Source organism: Haladaptatus sp. T7, from assembly GCF_026008575.1.
Lineage (GTDB): Archaea > Halobacteriota > Halobacteria > Halobacteriales > Haladaptataceae > Haladaptatus > Haladaptatus paucihalophilus.
The window spans coordinates 971,681-993,277 of the sequence record NZ_BROP01000001.1 but is presented as its reverse complement, the minus strand read 5'-3'; the positions used below and the strand labels follow the sequence as shown (position 1 = coordinate 993,277).

Annotated in this window: 22 protein-coding genes and 2 tRNA genes; 8 read left to right on the top strand and 16 right to left on the bottom strand. The window is 63.3% G+C overall.

Features of this window, described 5'->3' with window-relative positions:
- Position 1: 1 nt before the first annotated feature.
- The 3 genes from OPC11_RS05470 to OPC11_RS05460 form a co-directional block, all read right to left on the bottom strand.
- On the bottom strand, positions 2-661 hold the full coding sequence (locus tag OPC11_RS05470) for a TrkA family potassium uptake protein (protein ID WP_264781249.1): 660 nt from the start codon (positions 659-661) through the stop codon (positions 2-4).
- A gap of 103 nt (positions 662-764) precedes the next feature.
- A tRNA-Thr gene (locus OPC11_RS05465) sits at positions 765-836 on the bottom strand.
- A 51-nt stretch (positions 837-887) separates the two neighbouring features.
- On the bottom strand, positions 888-1,529 hold the full coding sequence (locus OPC11_RS05460) for a hypothetical protein (protein ID WP_264781248.1): 642 nt from the start codon (positions 1,527-1,529) through the stop codon (positions 888-890).
- A gap of 59 nt (positions 1,530-1,588) precedes the next feature.
- Here OPC11_RS05460 and OPC11_RS05455 point away from each other — a divergent pair, with 59 nt between their 5' ends.
- Positions 1,589-2,287 carry an enoyl-CoA hydratase/isomerase family protein gene (locus tag OPC11_RS05455; protein WP_264781247.1) on the top strand — a complete coding sequence of 233 codons (699 nt, stop codon included), beginning with the start codon at positions 1,589-1,591 and terminating at the stop codon, positions 2,285-2,287.
- Between the two features lie 24 nt (positions 2,288-2,311).
- On the opposite strand, the gene OPC11_RS05450 is transcribed toward OPC11_RS05455, so the two are convergent.
- A complete protein-coding gene (locus tag OPC11_RS05450) occupies positions 2,312-3,106 on the bottom strand; it encodes an NAD+ synthase (protein ID WP_264781246.1) in 795 nt (264 codons plus the stop codon).
- A 206-nt stretch (positions 3,107-3,312) separates the two neighbouring features.
- Here OPC11_RS05450 and OPC11_RS05445 point away from each other — a divergent pair.
- Positions 3,313-3,383: transfer RNA gene (locus tag OPC11_RS05445), tRNA-Gly, on the top strand.
- A 58-nt stretch (positions 3,384-3,441) separates the two neighbouring features.
- On the opposite strand, the gene OPC11_RS05440 is transcribed toward OPC11_RS05445, so the two are convergent.
- From OPC11_RS05440 to OPC11_RS05415, 6 genes are all read right to left on the bottom strand, one after another.
- Positions 3,442-4,599 (bottom strand): GAF domain-containing sensor histidine kinase, encoded by a 1,158-nt coding sequence (locus OPC11_RS05440; protein WP_264781245.1) that lies wholly within the window; start codon positions 4,597-4,599, stop codon positions 3,442-3,444.
- A gap of 205 nt (positions 4,600-4,804) precedes the next feature.
- A complete protein-coding gene (locus tag OPC11_RS05435) occupies positions 4,805-5,524 on the bottom strand; it encodes a hypothetical protein (RefSeq protein WP_264781244.1) in 720 nt (239 codons plus the stop codon).
- A gap of 35 nt (positions 5,525-5,559) precedes the next feature.
- The gene (locus OPC11_RS05430; RefSeq protein WP_232423759.1) at positions 5,560-5,853 is read right to left on the bottom strand and encodes a zinc ribbon domain-containing protein; all 294 of its coding nucleotides are present in this window, start codon (positions 5,851-5,853) and stop codon (positions 5,560-5,562) included.
- A gap of 73 nt (positions 5,854-5,926) precedes the next feature.
- On the bottom strand, positions 5,927-7,006 hold the full coding sequence (locus tag OPC11_RS05425; protein ID WP_264781243.1) for a PQQ-dependent sugar dehydrogenase: 1,080 nt from the start codon (positions 7,004-7,006) through the stop codon (positions 5,927-5,929).
- A 39-nt stretch (positions 7,007-7,045) separates the two neighbouring features.
- Positions 7,046-7,945: an acyltransferase gene (locus tag OPC11_RS05420; protein WP_007976691.1), complete on the bottom strand. Its 900-nt coding sequence runs from the start codon at positions 7,943-7,945 to the stop codon at positions 7,046-7,048.
- A gap of 305 nt (positions 7,946-8,250) precedes the next feature.
- On the bottom strand, positions 8,251-9,771 hold the full coding sequence (locus OPC11_RS05415) for a heme-binding protein (protein WP_264781242.1): 1,521 nt from the start codon (positions 9,769-9,771) through the stop codon (positions 8,251-8,253).
- Positions 9,772-9,904: 133 nt separating this feature from the next.
- Between OPC11_RS05415 and OPC11_RS05410 the strand changes: the two genes are divergently transcribed.
- Complete coding sequence (locus tag OPC11_RS05410) at positions 9,905-10,420, top strand: PadR family transcriptional regulator (protein WP_007976695.1); 516 nt, start codon at positions 9,905-9,907, stop codon at positions 10,418-10,420.
- An 87-nt stretch (positions 10,421-10,507) separates the two neighbouring features.
- Here OPC11_RS05410 and OPC11_RS05405 read toward each other — a convergent pair whose 3' ends face one another.
- The 5 genes from OPC11_RS05405 to pyrH form a co-directional block, all read right to left on the bottom strand.
- Complete coding sequence (locus OPC11_RS05405; RefSeq protein ID WP_264781241.1) at positions 10,508-10,669, bottom strand: hypothetical protein; 162 nt, start codon at positions 10,667-10,669, stop codon at positions 10,508-10,510.
- Between the two features lie 151 nt (positions 10,670-10,820).
- Positions 10,821-12,632, bottom strand: coding sequence for a site-2 protease family protein (locus OPC11_RS05400; protein WP_264781240.1), 1,812 nt, complete (start codon positions 12,630-12,632; stop codon positions 10,821-10,823).
- A 72-nt stretch (positions 12,633-12,704) separates the two neighbouring features.
- Positions 12,705-13,001 carry a hypothetical protein gene (locus OPC11_RS05395; RefSeq protein WP_264781239.1) on the bottom strand — a complete coding sequence of 99 codons (297 nt, stop codon included), beginning with the start codon at positions 12,999-13,001 and terminating at the stop codon, positions 12,705-12,707.
- 145 nt (positions 13,002-13,146) lie between these two features.
- On the bottom strand, positions 13,147-14,802 hold the full coding sequence (gene lysS, locus OPC11_RS05390) for a lysine--tRNA ligase (RefSeq protein WP_264781238.1): 1,656 nt from the start codon (positions 14,800-14,802) through the stop codon (positions 13,147-13,149).
- Entirely contained in the window at positions 14,799-15,518 is a 720-nt protein-coding gene (gene pyrH / locus OPC11_RS05385; RefSeq protein WP_007976704.1) for a UMP kinase, read from the bottom strand. The genes lysS and pyrH overlap by 4 nt, the downstream gene beginning before the upstream one ends.
- Before the next feature lie 87 nt (positions 15,519-15,605).
- Between pyrH and OPC11_RS05380 the strand changes: the two genes are divergently transcribed.
- The 4 genes from OPC11_RS05380 to OPC11_RS05365 all read left to right on the top strand — a co-directional run bounded on the left by OPC11_RS05380 (position 15,606) and on the right by OPC11_RS05365 (position 19,511).
- Positions 15,606-16,403 carry a molybdopterin synthase gene (locus OPC11_RS05380; RefSeq protein WP_264781237.1) on the top strand — a complete coding sequence of 266 codons (798 nt, stop codon included), beginning with the start codon at positions 15,606-15,608 and terminating at the stop codon, positions 16,401-16,403.
- A 243-nt stretch (positions 16,404-16,646) separates the two neighbouring features.
- A complete protein-coding gene (locus OPC11_RS05375) occupies positions 16,647-16,898 on the top strand; it encodes a hypothetical protein (protein WP_007976710.1) in 252 nt (83 codons plus the stop codon).
- Between the two features lie 497 nt (positions 16,899-17,395).
- Complete coding sequence (locus OPC11_RS05370; RefSeq protein WP_264781236.1) at positions 17,396-18,349, top strand: AEC family transporter; 954 nt, start codon at positions 17,396-17,398, stop codon at positions 18,347-18,349.
- 34 nt (positions 18,350-18,383) lie between these two features.
- Positions 18,384-19,511 carry a site-2 protease family protein gene (locus OPC11_RS05365; protein WP_264781235.1) on the top strand — a complete coding sequence of 376 codons (1,128 nt, stop codon included), beginning with the start codon at positions 18,384-18,386 and terminating at the stop codon, positions 19,509-19,511.
- A gap of 35 nt (positions 19,512-19,546) precedes the next feature.
- Here the strand turns inward: OPC11_RS05365 and thiL are convergent, their stop codons facing one another.
- Entirely contained in the window at positions 19,547-20,422 is an 876-nt protein-coding gene (gene thiL / locus OPC11_RS05360; RefSeq protein WP_264781234.1) for a thiamine-phosphate kinase, read from the bottom strand.
- A gap of 80 nt (positions 20,423-20,502) precedes the next feature.
- On the opposite strand from thiL, the gene OPC11_RS05355 reads away from it, so the two are divergent.
- Complete coding sequence (locus OPC11_RS05355; protein ID WP_264781233.1) at positions 20,503-21,552, top strand: flippase-like domain-containing protein; 1,050 nt, start codon at positions 20,503-20,505, stop codon at positions 21,550-21,552.
- The last annotated feature ends 45 nt before the right edge of the window (positions 21,553-21,597 follow it).

Here is a 21,597-nt window from a genome sequence, read left to right as displayed (position 1 = left end):
CTCAAGCGGTCGCCTGCAGCCGTTCGCGCACGTCCGGGAGCGCGTCCCGGGCGGCGATGAGCGCCACGCGGTCACCGCCTTCGATTTTGGTTCCCGGTAGCGGAATCGTCATCCGCTCTCGGTCACGGCCATGGGCGTAAATCCGTGCGTCGGTCGGCAACTCCACGGCGTGCACCCGCGTTCCGACGAGCGGCGATTCGCTCGGAATCGTCATCGTCGTCAACTGTAGGTTCTCGGTCAGGTCGGCGATGACGTCGAAGTCGCCGCCGAGCAGCGCCGTTTTCGCACCCGCCGCTCCGAGGCGCTCGGGGTATATCACTTCGTCCACGTCGTCCGCGTACTTGTGATAGATGTCCTCCCGGTAGTCCTCGTCGATGCGCATGACGGTCCGACAGCCGTGGTGTTTGCCGACCATACAGGCCGCGAAGTTGACGTTCAGGTCCCCCGTCAACCCCGCGATGGCGTCCGCGGTATCGAGACCCGCGTCCACCAGAGCGTCTTCTTTCACCCCGTCTCCCTCCGTGACGGTGAATCCCTTGTCACGCGCCCGTTCCACCCTGTCCGGGTCGTCGTCGACGATAACGACTTCGTGCCCTTCTTCGGTCAGAACCCGGGCGGTTCGGAGTCCCACGCGACCGGACCCGACGATAATAAATTGCATGGGAATGAATGGCACGGCAGGGGCAAAAACGTTGGTGTCAGAGATGTGAATAGAGGGGTTCTCTAGGAGTGAAAGCAACTGCTAACGAACTGAATTCGAAGAAAGCCTAGGCCGGGATTTGAACCCGGGCTCTCGTCCTTACCAAGGACGCGCTTTACCGCTAAGCTACCCAGGCGCGGGTATTAATTTCTACACGCCGAACCGGGTTTAGGCGTTTCGATTCGCGTCAGGGGTCGGTGGCCGACGAGGTGGTTTCGTCGCGCCAGTTCGGCCGTCGTCCCGACAGTTTCGTCAGTATGTCCACTGCCTCGTCGAAGAGCATCTCCGTCGAGTCGCGGTTGGCGACCGAGGTGGCGAGTCGCTCCGCGTACCGGCGGATACCCGTCGGGACTTCGCCGCCGGTCGCCGTCGTTCCGGCGACGATTGCGAGTTCGAACACGTCGGTTTCGAGTGCGTGGTCGTCACGGCGTTCGGTCTGGTCCCGGCCGAACGATTTGACGGTTCGAACCGCCGTGTCGGCCGCCTCCGTCCGGGCCAGCAGCGAAAATCCGCGCGAAACCATCACGTCCGCGGCCAAGATGGCGACGTTGCTCTCCGTGTATGGCTGTTCGCCGTCCCACGGCTCGTCGCGTGCGAGCGTCCGCGTGAGTCCCAATCCTTCGTAGATGAGTTGTACTCCGGCGGCGCGACTTTCGACCTCGCCGGTGCTGGCACCGCTCTCGACTGCTCGCGCGCTCAGTAGCGTCAACACCCCCGGGACGACCGTCGATGACTCCAGTAGTCCGTCGATGTGGTCGCGGAGATGCGCTGGCGTGATGTCTCCGATAGCCTCGCGCGCAGCTCCGCGCGCCCGGACGGCCTCTTCCATTGTCGGGTCTTACGACGGAATCGCCAAAGACCTTTGGAAAGCGTCTCCAACGTGATGGTATGATTCGCGTCACGGACGACCCGAAAATTAGAATCGTTACCATCGACCGCCCGGAACGGCGGAACGCGCTCACCCTCGACGGGTTGGATGCTCTCTCCGAGGCGGTCCGGGAAGCGACGCAACCGGTCGTCTACCTCCGTGGCGCGGGTACGGCCTTCTGCGCGGGCGCCGACCTCGACGTGGTGGCCGGATTGGACGACGAATCGGCGACGGAACTCGCTACCAGTGGACAACGCGTGGCGAACGACATCGAAGACGCAGAAAGCGTCGTCGTCGCCGGTATCGACGGCGCGGCACGCGGCGGCGGCGTCGAACTCGCGTTGGCCTGTGACGTGCGGGTCGCTACCCCCGACGCGACGTTCGCCGAACCGGGCGTTCGCCTCGGCATCTTCGGCGCGTGGGGCGGTACGACCCGCCTCCCGGAAATCGTTGGAATGGGCGACGCGCTCGACCTCGCGCTCACCGGCCGCGTCGTGACCGCCGAGGACGCCCATCGGATGGGCCTCGTCTCCCGCGTCGTAGCGCAACCGCGGAAGGTGGCCGACCGTCTCGCCGCGAACGATCCGGACGCGCTCCGCGTCATCAAAGGTCGCGTCCGCGACCGGTCGTCCACGGACGTTCAACTCGCCCGCGAAGCCGAGTCGTTCGGCGAGCTCGTCGCGGCGAACGCGGACGATATCGCGGCGCGGCGCGAGTAGCGGAAGAGCGGGTCTACACAGAGTCTACAGCGGGTCCGGCGCTGGCGGGACGCCGCGTTTGTGCTCGCTTCGGTCGTACATCTCGCCGATGCGTCGAACGTCGTCCGCCGTCGCGCCCTCGACCTGTCGCGCGGTCGCCGAAACCGACAGCGGTCCGTCAACGTGCAGCGCCAGAATCGCGTCGAGCGTGTCGTAGTCGATGCCCAGTTCCTCCTCGTCGGTCTGTCCCGCCCACAGCCCCGCTGTCGCTTCCTTTTCGGCGAGTTCGTCCGGCGCGCCGACGTGCTTGGCGAGTTGGCGCACCTGTTGCTTGTAGAGGTTGCCGATGGGGTGACAGTCAACCGCGCCGTCGCCGTACTTCGTGAAGTAGCCCACCAGCGCCTCGGTTCGGTTGCCGGTTCCGAGGACGACCGACCCCTCGTGGTTGGCGACGAGGTAGTTCATCACCGCGCGGGTTCGGGCGCGGGCGTTGCCGACCGCCATGTGGTCGCCCTCGGCTTCCGAGTAGGCGTCGAGGAACGAATCCACGATGGGGTTGATTTCGAACACGTCGTAGGAGATTCCGAGTTCCGACGCGACCCATTCGGCGTCGCTCATGTTGTCCTCCCGACTCACCGCGCCGGGCATGACGAGTCCGTGGAGGTTCTCCGTTCCCAGCGCCTCCGCCGCGAGGTAGGCCGTCAACGTGCTGTCGATACCGCCCGACAGGCCGAGGACCGCCGTCTCGGTTCCCGCGTCCGCCACCGTCTCGCGGATGAACGATACGATGTGGTCGCGGCGTGCGTCGAGTTCCTCGTCCGACAGTTCGAGGTCTATCATGTATGGCCGTAGGAACGCGGGCGACTAAAACCTCTCCTCCGTGTCGTATTTCTGGACGAACGTCCGAAACGCTACGTTGAAGTGAGTGCGGAATGAAGTAGGTGGTACAGAACTTCGCTCTCGTCCGGCTGAACCTATTTTGGGTTCGAGCGCACCGGTGGCGAGCAAATCCTTCGGATTTGCGAGTCACGGTGTGAATGCAATGAGCACCGGTGGTCTAGTGGCAGGACATAAGCTTCCCAAGCTTATAGCCCGGGTTCAACTCCCGGTCGGTGCATTCTGCGAGGAACGAACGTGACGAGCGGATGCGCTCACGGGCGTTCCATCTCACTCTTCTACACGTCGTCGATTTCGAATCGCACGCCGTTGTTCGCTCCGTCCGTCACCGAAATCGACCAGCCGTGGGCGTCGATGACCTCCCGGACGGTGCCGAGTCTCGTGTCGTCGTCGGTGCCGTCGGGGTGAAACACCTGTCCCTGTTCGTCGGTGGAGAACTCGTGGCCGTCGTCCTCGAAGTAGAACCCGGGGCGGTCGGGGAGCGCGCCGACGCGAATCGTCGCACCGGTGTCGGCGTGTTCGACCGTGTTTCGAATCAGGTTTTCGAAGGCCCGTTGGAGGTGGCTGTGGCTCCCCACGACGGGTTCGAGTCCGTCCTCGACCTCCAACGTTATAGTGTCGTTCGCGGTGGTCACCCACGCGTCCACGACGACGTGTTCGAGGTCCACCGCGGTGGCGTCGATGTCGTTCGCTTCGGCGTCGGTGAGCGAACGCGCGTCGTCGATGAGTGCCTCGATTCGGTCGAGCGCGTCCTCGATGCCGTCGAGGTGCTCGGTGTCGTGTTCCTTGCGGGCGAACTCGACGTACGCTTGCGCGACGTGTATCGGGGTCCGGAGGTCGTGGGTGACGGTGGTTTCGAACTCCGCAAGGCGGTTTCTCCGTCGGGTGAGTTCCGCCTCGCGGCGGTCGCGTTCCACTTCGTCGCCGATCCACTTCCCGATGAGCTCGACGAGCGTGATTTCCCACTGGGTGAACTCCTCGATGCGGTTCTGATTGTCGTAAAAGCAGACGGTGCCGTACACGTCGTCGTCGATAACGACCGGCGTTCCGATGTAGCAGCGGACGCCCATGTCGGTGAACCCGGCGCGGGACGTCATTTCCGGGGCTTCGGCGGCGATGTCGGCGAGGGCGACCGTTTGCCCGGTGTCGATGGTACGCTGACAGTTCGTCTCCGCCACGGGAACGACGTCTCCCGCTTCCGTCTCGTCCGTCGGGTCGTGGACGAATTCGAAGACGTACTCCTCCCCATCGACGGCGGAGAGGGCACAGAACTCCGTTCCGAGGACGTCGCGGCCGATTTCCAACAGCGCTCCGACCTTCCGTTCGAACGATCGTCCCGTGTCCGTGATGACGCGGTAGATGTCGGTCAGAACGGGGTCGTCCCGCTTCGAATCCGCTTCGAGTCCCGCGTGCTCGGTTCGCTTGTCCTTGTCCATGTTCCGGTGTCTCCGTCTGGTCGGTCGCTTGCGACCATCGTGCGGACCGACGGACTCGGTGCCGGTCGATGAATCGGTCCGGTCTCCGTTATGACCTCGTTCCCAGTATCACAATTTAAATATGATTGTTGAATTCTCTGTTCGGTCGTTTACATTCAACCGTCATAAAAGCACTCGCTTCGACCCGTACCGCTCTTCTGAGCCGTCAAAAACAGCGTTCGAAGGCGTCGTCGTGTCGAACGGCGAGCAGTTCCTCCGTCTCGTCGTCCCCGAATTTCATGGGTCGTCGCCACCACGGACCCTTTCCCGAATCGCTCGACAGTTGGGTTACGATTCGGTTCGCCGTCACTCCCGCTTCGGGGCTGCTCAACGGAACCGCCGTCTCGTAGAGTTCCGACCCGTCTTCGCGCCCCGCCACCAACACCTTCGCGTCGAACTCCTCGCGCTTCAGGTGGGCGTTGTTCTCGAACGTCGCCCGCGTCTCCGCCGGAAGTTCCGCGAACTCCGCGCCGGAAATCGGGTCGCGCGCCAGTCGAAACTGGCCGATGATGTACGTCCCCCACTCCGGTGCGATCCACTCGCGCTTTGGTTCCCCGGCCGTCGAGAGCGTCGCGTAGAAGAAGACGTAATCGCCCGCGGTCAGCGACAGCAGCGGTCGGGCCTTCACGCCGAAGGGGTCCCCGTAGGTGTAGCGTTCACAGCAGGGGTACTCCGCGAACTCCGGGTCGAGGTGAACGGGGAGTTCCCCCGCTCCGCTCGGCAGTTCGACGGTGGTGTCGAGGTCGGCGTACGTCGGAACGGAGCGAGCGGTCGGCTCCGATTCCGGTATCGGGAGGTACTCGAACCGCCCGTCCGGGAATATCGGGCCGCGGACGCCGGGTTGGTTCGTGTTAGCGGCGACGTTGATGGCGACGGCGCGAGGCATAGCTCACGGTGGGTGCGCGGCCGGGAAAAGCGTGACTACCACACGCCGAGCGGGCCGATACACTCCCGGCAGAACGTGTACTCGGTACCGTTTTCCGTACCGCAGTGTGGACAGACGCGTCTGTCCGAGTCACTTTCGTTGAACTCCTCGAGGATGCTCTCCCGATGGATGTCGTCGGGAACCCGCCCGTCCGGTCCGGATGGTGTGGACGCGAACAGCGGTGAATCGTCCTCACTCCGGAGATACCGGTAGATGAGGAGCTGTAGGCCTACGAACAGGACGACGTACAGGATTATCCACCCCCAGACGTTCATGGGATACCATGACATACGTCGCCATGCTACTTGGTAGCTTCGCACGACAGGATTCAGAAGTGTTTTCGAACTGAACGAACTGCGGCGGTTACGCCGGCTGAAGTTTGAGAATGCGGTCGTCCTGCGGTGCCGGGTTCGACGCGCGCCCGTCTTGGTTGCTCGTCATGACGTACAAGTCCCCGTTCGGTCCGGTGAAGGTGGTCCGGAGGCGGCCGTACTCCCCGTCGAGGAGTCGCTCCTGTTCGACCACGTTCCGCCCGTCGATTCGTACCCGGTGAAGGTGCGTATCGACGAGCGACCCGAAGAAGAAGTCGCCCTTCCACTGTGATATCGGACCGTCGTAAAACGTCGCTCCGCCGGGCGCGATGGTCGGCGTGTAGGTCGCAATCGGATTCGCGTACTCGTCTCTCTTCCCGGTCACGTCGGGCCACCCGTAGTTGTTCCCCGCTTCGAGGACGTTGATTTCGTCGTTCACGTCGGGACCGTGTTCCGTGCTATATAGGGTTCCCTCGTCGAACGCCAACCCTTGCGGATTTCGATGGCCGTAGGTGAACACCTCGTTGTCGAACGGATTCTCCGGGTGCGGTCGTCCGTCCAACGTCAGCCTGAGGACCTTCCCGGCCAACGAGTCCGCGTCCTGTGCCAGCTGTCTGTCCGACGCGTCTCCGGTGGTGACGAACAGTGCGTCGTCGTGAATCAACAGTCGTCCACCGTCGTGGTTGGACGCCGCCGGAATTCCATCGAGCACGACCGTCTCCCGTTCGAATCCGTCGCTGACGCGGTGGCGGACGACCCGGTTTTGGAGCGTTCCTCCGGACTCGTAGGTCTGGTAGGTGTACGCCAGATTCTCGTTTTTCGGGTGGAACGCGAGGCCGAGTAATCCACCTTCGCCGACGTGTGCGATTCGGTTCGTCATGTCGGCGATTATCTCGTGGTTGTTGTCCCGAATCCGACGAATCCGTCCCGGCCGCTCGGTGAAATAGAGGTCGCCGTTCGTCGAGAACGCGGCACCCCACGGCACTTCGAGGTTCATGGCGACCGTCTTCACACGCACCCCCCGTTCCCCGTTCGTGGTCGTCGCTCCCGTGGACCGGCCAGGGGAGTCAATACACCCGGCGAGTCCCGTGATACCGAGTGCCATCGATTGGAGGTACGTGCGGCGTCGCATACCTCACATGACGGATTGACAGGAGAAAAGCGATACGGGTTACTCCGACGAATCGAGGGGTCGCTGGAACTCGTCGAACGGTTCGAAGTCCTCCGGGAGTTCGTAGTCGATACGCCGCGACTCCTTTTCCGTCGGCGGAACGTCGTCCAACGGAGCGGCCTCGTCCTCCCATCCCGGCTTGATTTTGATGCTCTTTGCGGGGGTGCCGACGGCGATGTGATGGGCGGGAATATCGCTCTGGACGACGGACCGCGCCCCGACGACGGCATCTTCGCCGACCTTCATCCCGGCGCGCACCATCGCGTCGTAGGTCACACGCGCGTCGTCTTCGATTATCGTGTGGAAGTTCGTCACGTCCGTCTGGTCCACGATGTCGTGGTCGTGGCTGTAGATGTGCACGTTGTCGCTGATAGAACAGCGGTTCCCGATGGTCAACTTCCCGCGGTCGTCGAGGTGCACGTCGTCGTGGATGACCGTGTTGTCGCCGACGGAGATGTTGTGGCCGTAGGTCATCGTGACGCCCTTGAAGATTCGGAGGTTGTCGCCCGCCTCCTCGAAGAGGTGGTTGGCGAGCATCTCGCGGAATCGGAGGGCGAACTCGACGTTATCGGCCATCGGCGTCGCGTCGAACTGCCGCCAGAGCCACTGGAGGTGTTTGGACGTGCGGAACTTCTCCTCGTCCTTCTCGGCGTAGTATTCGCTCTCCAGCGTCGAGTTACAGGGGTCGTAGCTCTGGAGGCGCACGCGTTCGGCGTTCGACACCGGTTCGCCGTTCTGCCACGATTCGTAGGCGTCCCGGTCGCCGTGCAGGTCGATGAGCACCTCCTTTACCACCCTGCACGTGTCCTCGTCACTTGCGAGTCGTTCGTCCACTTCGTCGATGAACCCGCGTACGCCCGCCTCAGCGGACTCCGGGAGCGTGACGTGTCGCTTTGTCATAGGCTTATTTCACTCTCGATTTTCTTATCGCTTAATAACCCACCCGTGGGGAAGGGGGTTTTGGTTGCGGCGGCGAGTGCCCGCTCTTCGAATTTTCGATACGAACCGTGATTCGAAGGACGGTATCGAGTTCTTTGTGGCCCATCTCCGTCGCTCGGAACGTGGACCCATTCGTTCTCGCCCAACCTTCACACCTCGACCGACGAACCGTTGACCGCCACCTTTCGGCTGAACTGGCGGGACGAACGTCAGTCGCCGGGCATCGACGTCGAGTCGGTGTAAAACGAAACCGGCGGTTCGCCCGCTTACGCCAGGAAGACGTGTCGCGGTCGGTCGGCCAGAACGTCACGACCCCAGCTAACCGTGTTCCTGAAGTCGTCGCTTCGGAAGAAGTCCATCGCGTCGTCCTTCGAGCGCCACTGGCTGGCGATGAACATGTCGTTTTCGTCCTCGTAGTTCGACAGCAGTTCGGAGTCGAAATGGCCGTCCATCTCGGCGAGCACTTCGCCGACGGTTCCGAACTTCTCGACGAAATCCTCGCGGTGTTCGGGCTTGACGGTGTAGAACATGCCCATCGTGCCGAAGCCGCTCTCCTCGCCCGCGCGAGCGACGACTCCGGGGAGGTCGGCCAGGAAGCCGCCCGCCGTCTCGGCCGCGCTCTGGGTGTCCCAGATGCTCACGACCGCGGCGCGCTCGTCGCCCTCGTACACCGCCGTTTTGACGTGCGTGTCGTAGTGGTCGAAGTTCTTCCGGAGGCCGTCGACCTCCTCGAACAGTTCGTCCGCGTCGGCTTCGGAGTACAGCACGATGGAGTACACGTCCTCGCCGTGCGGCTGTCCGGCGTAGATGTCGAGGTCTTGGAGTTCGCCGCGGATGCCTTCGGCCTCCTCCTCATCCGTTCCGTGTGGGCTGTCCGCCCCGTCGTCACCGTGTCCGTGGCTTTCGCCGTCTTCGGCGTGTCCGTGTTCATGTTCGGTGTCCCCGTGACCGTGCTCGTGTCCGGCGCCCCCGTGTGCGCCACCGTGGGGGTGTGCGTCCTCGGGCGTCGGGATTTCTTCGCCCGCCATGAACGCGGGGAGGTCCTCCGGCGGGAAGCGCCGTCCGAAGGAGAACGACCCGAACTCCGCGAAGCGGGAACTCGCCTCGTCGAAGCGCATCTCGTACAGGATGTCCTTGATGTGCGTCGGGTCGTTGCTGAACAGGTCCACGCCCCACTCGTACTCCTCCATCCCGATGCTTCCGGTGATGATCTGGGTGACCTTTCCGGCGTAGGTTTTCCCGATTTCGCCGTGACTCGCCATCATCTCCGCGCGCTCGTCGTACGGCGTGTCGTACCAGTTCGCCTCCGGCAGGCGGCGCTTGCTCATCGGGTAGAAACAGACGAACTCCGCGTCCGGGATATCGGGATAGAGTTTGCTCGCCACGTAGCGGGCCATGCCGGTGTCTTCGATGTCCTCGGGCGCTTTCACCATCTCGTCGGAAGTGTAGCTCCCGACCTCGGTGACGGAGGTGTAGGAGTCGGTCCGCTCGGTGAAGTCCGCGAACTCGGTCCGCTCGAAGGCCCGTTCCGCCGTGTCGAGGGCCGCGACGGTCGGACGGAAGTGGAGTATCAGCAGGTCCGCCTCGTGGCCCATGATGCTGAACACGGCCGAGGAACCGTCCTCCGCGTCGGTGACGCTTTCGCGCGCTTGGAGAAACTCGACGCCATCCGCGAGTGCGGCTTCCCGGGTTCGCTCCGGTGCGTCTCGCCACGCGTCCCAGTCGATGGTTCGGAAGTCGTGAAGCGCATACCATCCTTCGCGGGTCGGTGGTACCTGTTTCGGCATACGTGGAGGTTGGGAGCCACCGGACAAGGAACTTTTGAGTTTGGGCCGTCCACAGTTCCGACCGTTGATAGTACTCCGGTAGCGGTCGCCCCGACCGAAAGCCTTTCAAAATCACGACTTAAATCCCCACCCGATGCGGAAAAGTGGCCCGCCGAAAGGCCTGATATCGTACCTCGTGCTCGAACTTCTAGACGAAAAACCACGGTACGGGTACGAGATACTGAAAGAAATACGCGAGATAAGCGGCGGCCACTGGGAACCGTCCTACGGGTCGGTGTATCCCATTCTCTACAAGTTCGAAGACAAGGGATGGACCGAACGAATCGAGCGTGAGGACGAATCGGACCGGAAATATTTCAAGCTGACCGACGAGGGACGCGACGAACTCGACGAGAAGCGCAAGGAAAGCGGAACGAAAGCCCGCGAGTTCGCCGACGTCATTCTCGGCTTCTATCACGTCTACGTCTCCTTTGCGACCGACGACCGGTTCGAAGTCGAAAGTCCCGAGGGGGAATGGCAGTTCGACGAGACCTTCAGTTCGTGGATTGTCGAGCAGATAATCCGCCACCACGAGCGCGACTTCGGCGACTTCGAGCGCATCCCCGACACGCCCGAGGACTTCTACGAGCGGATGGGCCTCGAAGACTGACCGGTCGGCGATTCGACGCTCGCCGCTCTCGTTTCTTTTCGTTCGTGTTTTTCGCCGCTCTCGTCGCTTCTTGTCACCGACCGCCCTTCAGTCCGCGTGACTGCTGTCCGTCGATTTTTCGCCGCCGTCGATTGTCGGCGGCGTCTCCCCGAAGTACGACTGCAGTGCACCTTTCACGCCGAAGTAGACGGACGTGACGAGGATGAACCAGCCCCCGAACACGAATCCGAGCAGTTCCAGTAGCGACATGTCATCCTCAAGCGCGACGGGAACGGTAAATCCGACGATTGTCGCGCGGGTGAGAACGATCGAACGACGGAAAATTGACCCGACGGAAACAGGGACGAGAACAGACGGAAAACGGCGGACAAAAGAACCTGACTCGTCGGCGAATGTGCGATTAGCCCGACAGCAGGCGCGGCCCGAACACCATGAGGATGAGGCTGGCGAGCATGACCAGTCCGACCGTCGTCGTTATCATCGTGGTCACCTGCCGTCCCTGTTTCGTCGGGAGGCGCGAGACGATGGCTTCGGCACCCATGCGGAGGATGTGTCCGCCGTCGAGCGGGAACGCCGGGATGCAGTTGAAGAAGCCGAGGTTGAGATTTATCCACCCCGTCCAGAACAGCACGTTCGCCAGCAGGAAGGTGCCGCCGCCGAGGGCCGACAGCGGTCCCTGCACGACGTAGAAGTTGCTGTTCCAACCGACGAAGCCAGCGAAGTTGTAGCCGACCGGCATCGAGAGGCTCGCGAACGGGAGCAACAGCGTGCCCGCGATACCGAGCAGGAACGAGGTCAACGGGCCGCTGCCGCCGTTACCGCCGAACACCGAGGTGAACCCACCCGAAACGAGGTCGTGGAACGTCCCCGCCGGGTAGAGTTGGGTTCCGAAGCTGCTCACCGAGATTCCCGAGACGCCGGGCGAGACGAGGATGCCGACGATGGCCTTCCCGTTGCCGTTGTCCTTGAGCGTCACGTCGTAATCGTGTCGAACGTAGGTCCCGCTCTGGTTGACGTAGGCTTCGACGCTCACGGTCTGGCCCGCCTCGTACCCGTCGAGGGTGTCGCTCAACTCGCTGCTGTTGCCGATTCGCTTGTCGTTTATCGACGTGATGACGATGGCGTCCCCGGACTGCAAGTCCGTCTGCTTGTCGATGGGGCCGTCTTTCTGTACAGTCGAGAGCGCACCGACCGGGCCGCTCACCTGCTGTCCGTTCACGGTCAGGGTGGCGATGTTTTCGCCCGCGAGTTGCCGACGCAGCGTGCGTTCGGTGTACACGGACTGTCCGTTGGCCGCCGTGATGTTTTCTCCCTTCTCCGCACCCGCCGCGAACGGAGAGCCCTGTGCGACGCCGGTGATGAGCAGGCTGCGCTGAATCGTGGTCTCGCGTTCCTCGCCGTCGCGGTTCAGCGTCACCGACACGGACCGACTCTGGATGTCGGCGAGTTTGTCGTTGAGGTCGCCGTTGCTCTCCACGGCCGTCCCGTTGACGGCGACGATTCGGTCGCCGCGCTGGACGTTCGCGGTGTCCGCCGCGGACCCCGGGAACACCCCGCCGACCGCCGCGCCCGAGGCGACGGAAATCGAGGCCATCACCGGGCCGAACAGGAGCAGGAAGGCGACGATGGTTATCGCGAAGTTGTTCGTCACGCCCGCCGCGAACATGCGGCTTTGACTTCCCCTGTCCGCGTCCTTTCTGCTCTCCTCGTCCGGTTCGACGAACGCGCCCACCGGGAGGAACGCGAGGAGCGCCAGTCCCATCGACCGGATTTCGATGTCCTCGACGCGGCAGAAGATGCCGTGGCCCCCCTCATGGACCACGAGTCCGATGAGGAGGCCGAGCAGGATTTCGGGGGCGACCGACAGCGGCAGGAACTCGTTGACGCCCGGGATGACGAGCACGTTCCGGGGCTGAGTAACCGCCGACGGTGCGGGTGGATTTTGCACCACGACGATGGCCTGCACGACGAGCAGGAGGAAGGTCCCGACCATCACGACGAGCGCGATTCCGAGACCGAAGTTCCCCCACGCCCGCCAGAACCGTTTCGGCCGTGCGAGGCGGTCGATGAGTTTCTTTCCTCGTTGCGTGTGAAGGGTCAGCACCGGCCCCTGCATGCCGATATAGGAGGGCAGCATATCGTTCGCCCGTAGTCCAAGCAGGATGAACCAGTAGGCGGCGAGTCCGAGGAGGACCCAGAGGAGCGTATCCATTGGTGAAACGAAGGGGGCCGTCGCTCAAAGGCGTTTGGGAACGAACGTGAAAAAATTCCGGACGGTACTCCGTTATTCCGCGGTCTGCCAGTCTTCTTCGAGTTCCTGCTGCTCTTCGTCCGTACCGCCCCGTTTCTGCCGGAGCTTTCGGACCGCGGCGAGTCCGGCGGCGGTGCCACCGAGGACGGCCGCGCGGCGGGCGAAGGTGCGGACTTTGCTGCCGCCCTTCGTCTCCTCGACGTCCGTCTCTTCCGCTTCCGCTGTTTCGGTTTCCGTTTCTGGTTCCTCGGCCGTCTCGACCTCGGATTCTTCGACGAGTTCGGTTCGCTTCAACGCTGGCTTCTCTAGATTGAGTTCTATCAGGGCCATGATATTATATCGGTTTAGTCGTTGACGTGATTGGTCGTCAATCCGACTCTACATTGTTTCGTACGACTGGGAGGTACTTTGTTATGTCCTTGTTAGTCGGACGTAATAGGGTACTACCTGCCAATCAACTTAACTCTGTTGGCAGCTAGCGTTCGCGTCGCAGACGCCCTAAGACGAACTCCTCGTCCAGATTCGAGAGGAACGGACCGAGTTTCGGACCCTGTTCCTCGCCGAAAAAGAGCTGATATCCCACGCCGAAGAAGTCGCCGATGTCGATGTCGTGGCGCTTTGCGGTCTCGTAGATTTCGCCCTGAATCTCCTCGCCGTCGTGGCCCGCTTCGATGAAATCCGCCAGTTCCGACAGCGCGGCGTCGGTCTCGGTATCGAGGTCCACGTTCGGCATCTCGGTTCGCTTCAGGTCGTAGTCGTACTCGTTGCCCGTTCGCTTCGCCCACGCCTCCGCCTGTTCGACGCGTGCGAGGGCGGCCTCGACGGCCCACTCCGGCGCGTCGTCCGGGATGTGGCCTTCGCGCCGCGCGATTTCCTCGCGGAGTTCGGGGTCGTCCGTCATACCCAAGATGGCGGCGAATGTGTACGGGATGCGAATCCGCTCTTCCCGCGGGTCCGCCACGACCATCGGGTACACCCGCTCGGCGAGCGCCTGCTCGCGCTCGTCGGCGTCCTCTTCGCCGAAGTAAATCCGCTCGAAGCGGTCGAACTCGTCCACCAGCAGGTCGAGGCGGCCGATGTCGAAGTCGCGCGCCTTGCTCGGGTCCTTGGTGAAGAAGTAACGCAACACCTCGGGTTCGAGCAGTTCCAGCACTTCCGAGACGAGCACGATGTTCCCTTCGGAGGAGGAAAACGGCTTCCCGTTCAGCGTGAACCACTCGTAGGTCATCGGCACCGGCGGTTCGAAGTCCATCACGTTGCGGGCGATGTCCTCGCCGCTCGGCCACGAGCCTTCAGCGTGGTCCTTACCGAACGGTTCGAAGTCCACGCCGAGCGTCTTCCACTGGGCTGGCCACTCGAAGCGCCACGGGAGTTTCCCGTCGCGGAGGGTCGCCGTCCCCTCGTGTCCGCAGCCGTCGATAACGTTGTCGCCCGCCTTCAGGTCGGTGCAGACGTACTCGACGGTGCCCGCGTCCACGTCGAACGCCGTCACCGTCTCCGTCACCTTGCCACACTCCTCACAGATGGGGTTGAACGGGATGTACTCCTCGTCCACCTTGTCCTGATACTCCGCGAGCACCTCGCGCGCGGTCTCGGCGTTGTCGAGGAGGTCGCGAGTCACGTCCTCCAACTCCCCGGACGTGTACATCTCGGTGTTCGACATCACGTCGATGGGGACGCCCAGTAGGTCCGCGCTCTGCTGGATGAGGTTCGAGAAGTGCTTCCCGTAGGAGTCACAGCAGTCGAACGGGTCGGGGATGTCCGTGTACGGTTTTCCGAGATTGCGCCCGAGCGCTCCGGCGTTCACGTCGCCCAACTCGACGATGTTGCCGTCCAAGTCGGCGAGTTTCCGCGGGAGCTTTCGGAGCGGGTCGCGGTCGTCGGCGGTGAACACCTGTCGAACTTCGTGTCCCCTGTCGCGGAGCACTTCGGCGACGAAGTAGCCGCGCATAATCTCGTTGACGTTGCCCAGATGGGGAACGCCGGACGGAGAGATACCTCCCTTGATCGTGATGGGGTCCTCGGGGTCCCGCGCCTCGATTCGGTCGGCCACCTCGTCGGCCCAGAAGACGTGGTGGTTTTCCTCGTCCACCTCGTCGCGGTCGTCGGTCGGTGCCGTCCCGGCGCTCATTCTTGTACCCAGTAGGTCATCTCGTCTTCCGCTCCCTCGGGGATGATGTCCGTACCGGTGTGGTCCCCGTTGAGGACGGCATCGGCGATTCGCTCCGGTTCAGTTCCGTCGAGGACGATGGTTCGAACGCCGGAGCGCCCGATGAGTTTCGCGGCCAGCAGGTCCACGGGTGCGGAACTGCCCGCGGTCATCTCGAGGTCGGCGATGACGTCCACGAGTTCGCTCGCGGAGAGTTCGTCGTACTTCGTCGCGTCCGCGACCTCGTTCGGGTCGTCGCTGTACACGCCGTTCACGCTCGTCGCGTAGACGAGCAGGTCGGCGTTGGTGTACTCGGCCAGCGCGGCGCTCACGGCGTCCGTCGTCTGACCGGGCATCACGCCGCCCATGACGGCGATGTCGCCGCGATGCATCGCGGTCCCCGCCTCTTCGTACGTCTCGGCCGGACTCGGCGCGGCTTGCTCGCCGAGCGCCGCGATGAGCAAGCGAGCGTTGAGTCGCGTCACGTCGATTCCGATATCGTCCAGTTCTATCTCGTTCGCGCCGAGGTTCCGCGCGGTTCCGATGTACTCTCGGGCGACGCCGCCGCCCCCGACGACCGCGCCGATAGTACACCCCTCCGTTGCGAGCGATTCGATGACTTCGGCGTGTCCGCGCACTCGTTGGGACTCCAGGTCCGGCGCGAGCACACTACCGCCGATAGAAACGACCACCTTCATTCTATCGCCGTCTTACCCGGACGCGGCCTTAAGCGTTCTCAACTTCCGACCGAAGGCTAAAAGCGACTCGCTCCCGCCTGTACGTTCATGAAGGTAGTGGGTGTCGTCGGCGACGAGGCGGATGCCGTCGCCGACCGACTTGCCGACCGATTCGCGGACCGAGGAAGAGTGGGAACCGTCCAGCACGAATCGCACGACTCGGAGGTTCCCGAGCCATCGGACGCTTCGAGCGCCGAGACCGCGTTCGAACTCGATGCCGACGGCTGGCGAGCACGCGGGGAAGACAAATCCGTGACCGACGTTCTCGATACGCTCGCACCGACACACGATTACGCCGTCGTCACCGGATTTCCGAACGCCGACCTGCCGACCGTCGTCCTCGGCGATGCGGACCACGCGGGAACGACCCTCGTCCGCGCGGACGGTTCCGCGGAACTCGACGTCGAAGCGGTCGTGGACGAACTCGAAGCGACCGAACCCTACGAGACGCTCGAATCGCTGGTCGCGCGGGCGAAACGCGACCCGAAGGCGGAGCGCTCGGGTGCCATCGCCACGTTCACCGGACGCGTTCGGGCGAAGGACTCGGACGACGACACGCCGACCGAATTCCTCGACTTCGAGATGTACGAGGGCGTCGCGGACGCCAAGTTGGACGCGATTCGCTCCGACCTCGAAGCACGAAACGGCGTTTTTCGGGTTCTCATGCACCACCGAACCGGTCGTATCGACTACGGTGAAGACATCGTGTTCGTCGTCGTGCTGGCCGGGCACCGCGACGAGGCGTTTCGGACCGTCGAGGACGGCATCAATCGGTTGAAAGCCGAGGTACCGATTTTCAAAAAAGAGGTGACGCTCGACGAGCAGTTCTGGGTTCACGAGCGATAACGGCGGAAAATTGTCCCTATTCTGTCCACTTTCCTCCCTTTCGGATAGCGATCTCTCTTCTCGGAAATAAAACGCGAGAAGCGATTTTAAACATTTAGAAGAGATTAGAGGCGTCCGTAAAACGTCGTTTTTACCCGCGTTCACGCTACTTTGCGTTCAATTCTCCTAAAGATTCCCGAAACTACCCTAAGCTTCCTCCCTTTATAACATATCCCCGCTCCATGGTGAAACCGGAGTCAGCACATGAGCGCTACCACCCAAGCCGCCACCGAAAGCCCTGAACCGGAATCCAAGGAAGCCCGCCTCAAGCAGTACCTCTGCGAGAAAGCGAGCGATGGCGAGCTCTACTTCAAGAGCAAGTTCATCGCGGACGAAGTCGGTCTCTCCTCCAAGGAGATCGGCGCGCTGATGGTCAAACTGACCGACTGTGCCGAACTCGAAGTCGAGAAGTGGTCGTACACGAGCGCGACCACGTGGCGCATCGCTCCCGCGTAACTTCGGCTCGCCGCTCCCCGCGTGCGCCCCGCAATCTCTGACCGCCCTCCGAATCTCACACCCACGACCCCCGACCTGAATCAACCCCGAACTCCACCACAGCCACACCCTCCACCCCAGAACACCCGTCACAACGACGCTCCGTCACCCCACATCGCAACCTGCTCAAAAACCCCGCACCCCCGAAACACTCCACACCCGCCGAATCGCTCCCCGAACTCGCAACCTCCCCCACCGTCCCCCGAACCGATTGCCCCTCGGTTCACGACCTGAAACGGTCCCCGTCCGCTGTCCCGAGTCTGCCACGCACGCCCTCCCTCTTACTCGTCCCCTTCACCCCGCTCTCCTCCGTTCCCTGCATTCCCTCCCGCCCGTTCCGTTCTCGTCATCTCTCCTCGTTATCTTCCCCCTGCCGCCCCTCGATGTTCCACCTCTTGCCGCCTCCCGCTTTTCCGCCTTCGACGCTTTTGTAGTCGCTCGTTGTTTTCGTTCGACCAGTGTCACTCCTCTCCGCGTTGACGTCCGCGATTTTGCCAGTTCTCGCCGTTGCCGCCGTCGGATTTCTCCTCGGAACCGTGCGCGACATCGAGGTGAGCGCCCTCGGAACGGTCACGATTTACGTTTTGACGCCCGCGCTGGTGTTCCACAGCCTCACGACCTCCTCGCTCGGCGGGGAAACGGTACTCACGCTCGCCGCGGGTGTGTTGGTCTTCACGGTCGGCATGGCCGTCGTCGCGGAACTGGTCGGCCGTGCGCTCGGCGAGACGGAACCCGTCCTCGGCGCACTCGTCCTGTCGAGCACGTTCCCCAACGCGGGTAACTACGGGATTCCGCTCTCGCAGTTCGCCTTCGATGGCGTCGGGCGGAGTACCGCGATTCTCTACATCGCCGCCCAGTCGGTCTTGACCTACACCCTCGGCGTCTACATCGCTTCGCGCGGCGACGAAACCTCGAACCTCGCCGCCGTTCGGGAGGTGTTCAAACTCCCGCTCGTCTACGCCGTCCTCGCGGCCGGGGTCGTCCGGTTCCTCGGCGTCGTCCCGCCCGCCGACTCGGCGATGATGAGCACGCTGAAACTGACCGGCGACGCCGCGATTCCCATCATGTTGCTCATGCTCGGGATTCAACTGGCGAACACCGATTCGGGGGCGGCCGTGGCACGCGTCGGCGTTTCGAACGTCTTGAAGCTCGTCGTGGCCCCGGTCTTTGCCGTCGGCGTGGTCTACCTGCTCGGGTTTTCGGACGCCACCGTCGCACGCGTGTTCGTCCTCGAATGTGCGATGCCCGCCGCCGTGACGCCGCTCATTCTCTGCATCGAATACGACCACGGGTCGAGCGGGGGGCTTTCCGGCCCGGAGTACGTAAGCACCGCCATCTTCGTGAGCACGCTCGCGAGCGTCCCGGTCCTGACGCTCCTCATCGCCGTCCTGCAGTCCGGCACCGTCGTCTAGGGGTTTATACCCATTCGTTCCGTAGTAGGACCGAATGGCTTCAACGGAGCCGCCCGAGGCAGGCCCCTCGCTAGAACGGTTACGCTCGGTGTTTCGGGTGTACGACGTTCGAACTGATGGCGAGCAGTTGGTTTATTACGGGGAACCCCTCGTCACCCAAGAGCGGCTGATGCAGACCGTCTGGCCGCTCTTTCGTGAACAGGGATACGAGGTCTCGCTTTCGACGCGGATGGGTGAGTACGTCCTCGTCGCCGAACCCGTGCACCTCGGCCCGAACGGAGTTCCGTGGAAGAACGTCGTCCTGTTTCTCGCCACCGTTCTCTCGACGCTGTGGGCGGGGACGCTATGGTACCACGTCAATCCCGTCTCGAACCCGGTCGGGGCCGTGATGACCGCGTGGCCGTTCACGTTCGCCGTCATGGGCGTGCTCGGGACTCACGAACTGGGTCACTACGTCATGAGTCGCTACCACGGCGTGGAGGCGAGTCTCCCGTATTTCATCCCCGTTCCGCTTTCTATCATCGGAACGATGGGTGCCGTCATCCGGATGAAGGGCCAGATGCCCAACCGGAAGGCGCTCTTCGACATCGGCGTCGCTGGCCCCATCGCGGGCCTCGTTGCGACCGTCGTCGTCACCGCGGTCGGTTTGACGCTCGACCCCGTGACCGTCCCGCAGTCGGTCATCAACAGCGCGAACACCATGGAAGTGCAGTTCGGCTACCCGCCCCTGCTCAAGGGCATCGCCGCCGTGATGGGGCAACCGCTCACCTTCGCCGACCCGTCGCGGTCGGTCAATCCGGTCGTCATCGGCGGGTGGGTCGGCATGTTCGTCACCTTCCTCAACCTCATCCCGGTCGGCCAACTCGACGGTGGCCACATCGTTCGCGCGATGATCGGCGAGCGCCAGGAAAGTATCGCGGCCCTCGTCCCCGCGATGCTGTTCGGCCTCGCCGCCTACGTCTTCTACGTCCTCGACGTGAGCAACGCGACCGTGCTGTGGGTCATCTGGGGCTTCCTGTCGATGTTCTTCGCGTACGTCGGCCCGGCGAACCCCGTCAACGAGGACGGCCTCGATGCAAAACGGATGGCGATCGGAATCCTGACCTTCATCGTCGGAGTCCTCTGTTTCACGCCGGTTCCCATCGAGATAATCGGTCCGTAGACCGAATCAGATAATCTGTCCGGTGACTGAATCGTTCACTCCCCGTGCGTGTAGCCGCGGTCGGGAAGCGCCTCGTCGTCCAGTTGAATCCCGTCCTCCGTCACCGACCCGACGACGGAAATCGGCGTCGGCGATGCCTCCCGCGCGTCCTCTACGGTCGCCTTCGGAACGGTGAACACCAGTTCGAAATCCTCGCCGAAAAAGAGGCTCAAGTCGCGCTCGTCGTCGGCGTCAGTTGCGACTTCCCGGACGCTCTCCGCGACGGGAATCGATTCGCCGTCGAGTTCGAACCCGCACTCGCTCGCCTCCGCGAGTTGGTGAACCGAGCGAGCGAGACCGTCGCTCGAATCCATCATCGCGGTTGCGAACGGCGCGAGCGCTCGTCCGGCGGCCACCCGCGGTTCGAACCGGAACAGTTCGTTCGCCCGCTCGATTTCTCCCGTTTCGAACAGTCGGAGCGCCGCCCCGCTCCGTCCGAGCGTGCCGGTTACGCACAGCGCGTCTCCCGGTTTCGCACCCGAGCGTAACACCGGGTCGTCGGTTTCCCCGAGCACCGTCGTCGACGCCGTGAACTCCTCGAAGGTGTCGAGGTCGCCGCCGACGTACCGCGCGCCGACCGACTCGCACACGTCGCTCGCACCCGCGACGAACGATTCGAGGTCGTCGGGGTCGAACTCCGGTGCGGCGTAGACGGCGACGCTCGCGACTGCGTTCGCACCCATCGCGGCGACGTCGGAGAGCGAGGCACCGACCGACCGCCAGCCAGCGGTGTACCGCGTCGTCCCGTCGGGGAAATCCGTCGTCTCGTGGAGCATGTCCGTCGTCAGCACGTGTCCATCGATGACTGCTGCGTCGTCCCCCGCGTCGGAGAGGGTTCCTTCGAGCAGACGGAGCGCGGCCCGTTCGTCCATACCCGACGTTTTCTCACGGTGGGGAAAAAGACGAACGGTCTTCGTTGGCTTCAAGCCACCCGGGCGTTATTGGAAAGTTGATGCGTCTCGACCTGGGTGACGTGCAGACGATTCTCGTCGGCTTCGTAGCCGCGCTTGCCGTCCTGCTCGTCATCTTCTTTCTCGCCGGTATCGACGAGGTGATGGCCACGCTCTCGATGGCCGACGGTCGCGTTATCGTGCTCGTCGCCGTCGTCGCCCTCGGTTGGCTCTTCGCGTGGTCGATGTCGCTTCGGACCGTCCTCGGCGTCCTCGGCATTCGTATCACCGTCCTCCGCTCGTTTTTCCTCTACGCGGGGGCGACGTTCGCTAACAACGTCACGCCGTTCGGGCAAGCGGGCGGCGAACCGTTCGCCGCGCTCCTCATCTCGCGGACGACGAACGCCGATTACGAGTCGAGCCTCGGTGCCATCGCCAGCGTGGACTCCATCAACTTCGTTCCGTCCATCTCGTTCGCGCTGGTCGGCGTGGCCTACTACACGACGGTGCTCACGCTCGGCGATACGGCGGTGATAATCGCGCTGTCCATCGTCGCACTCGCCGTCGCGGTTCCGACGGTCGCGGTCATCGGGTGGCGAAAGCGGGACACCGTCGAGTTGACCATCGCAACGGGCGTCGTTCGGGTCGTCGGCTTTTTCGCTCGGTTCGTGCCGCCGGTTTCCCCGACGACGAAACCCGCGGTGGTCCACCGACTCCGCGGGTTCTTCGACGCCATCGAACGGGTCGCCGGAGACCGCCGTAAACTCGCGCTCTCGGTCTTCTTCTCCGCGCTCGGGTGGCTCCTGTCCTCGGTCTCGCTGTGGCTGTCGTTCTACGCGCTCGGCTACACCGTCCCGTTCGCCGCCGTGTTGTTCGTCGTCCCCATCGGGAGCATCGCGGGTGTCGCACCGCTTCCGGGCGGTCTCGGCGCGCTCGACGCCGCGTTAGTCCTCTTGCTCGTCCCCATCGCCGGAGTTTCGGTGGCGACGGCGAGCGCGGCGGCGGTCATCCACCGCGGCGCGACCTACCTGCTCCCCATCCTCATCGGCGGCTCTACCACCGCGATGCTGGAAGCCGACAACGCGAGTACCGGCAGCGTCAGGAGCGATTGACGGGGAGACGCCCGCTCCCGTTTGAACTCCGTAACGATGGCTTTA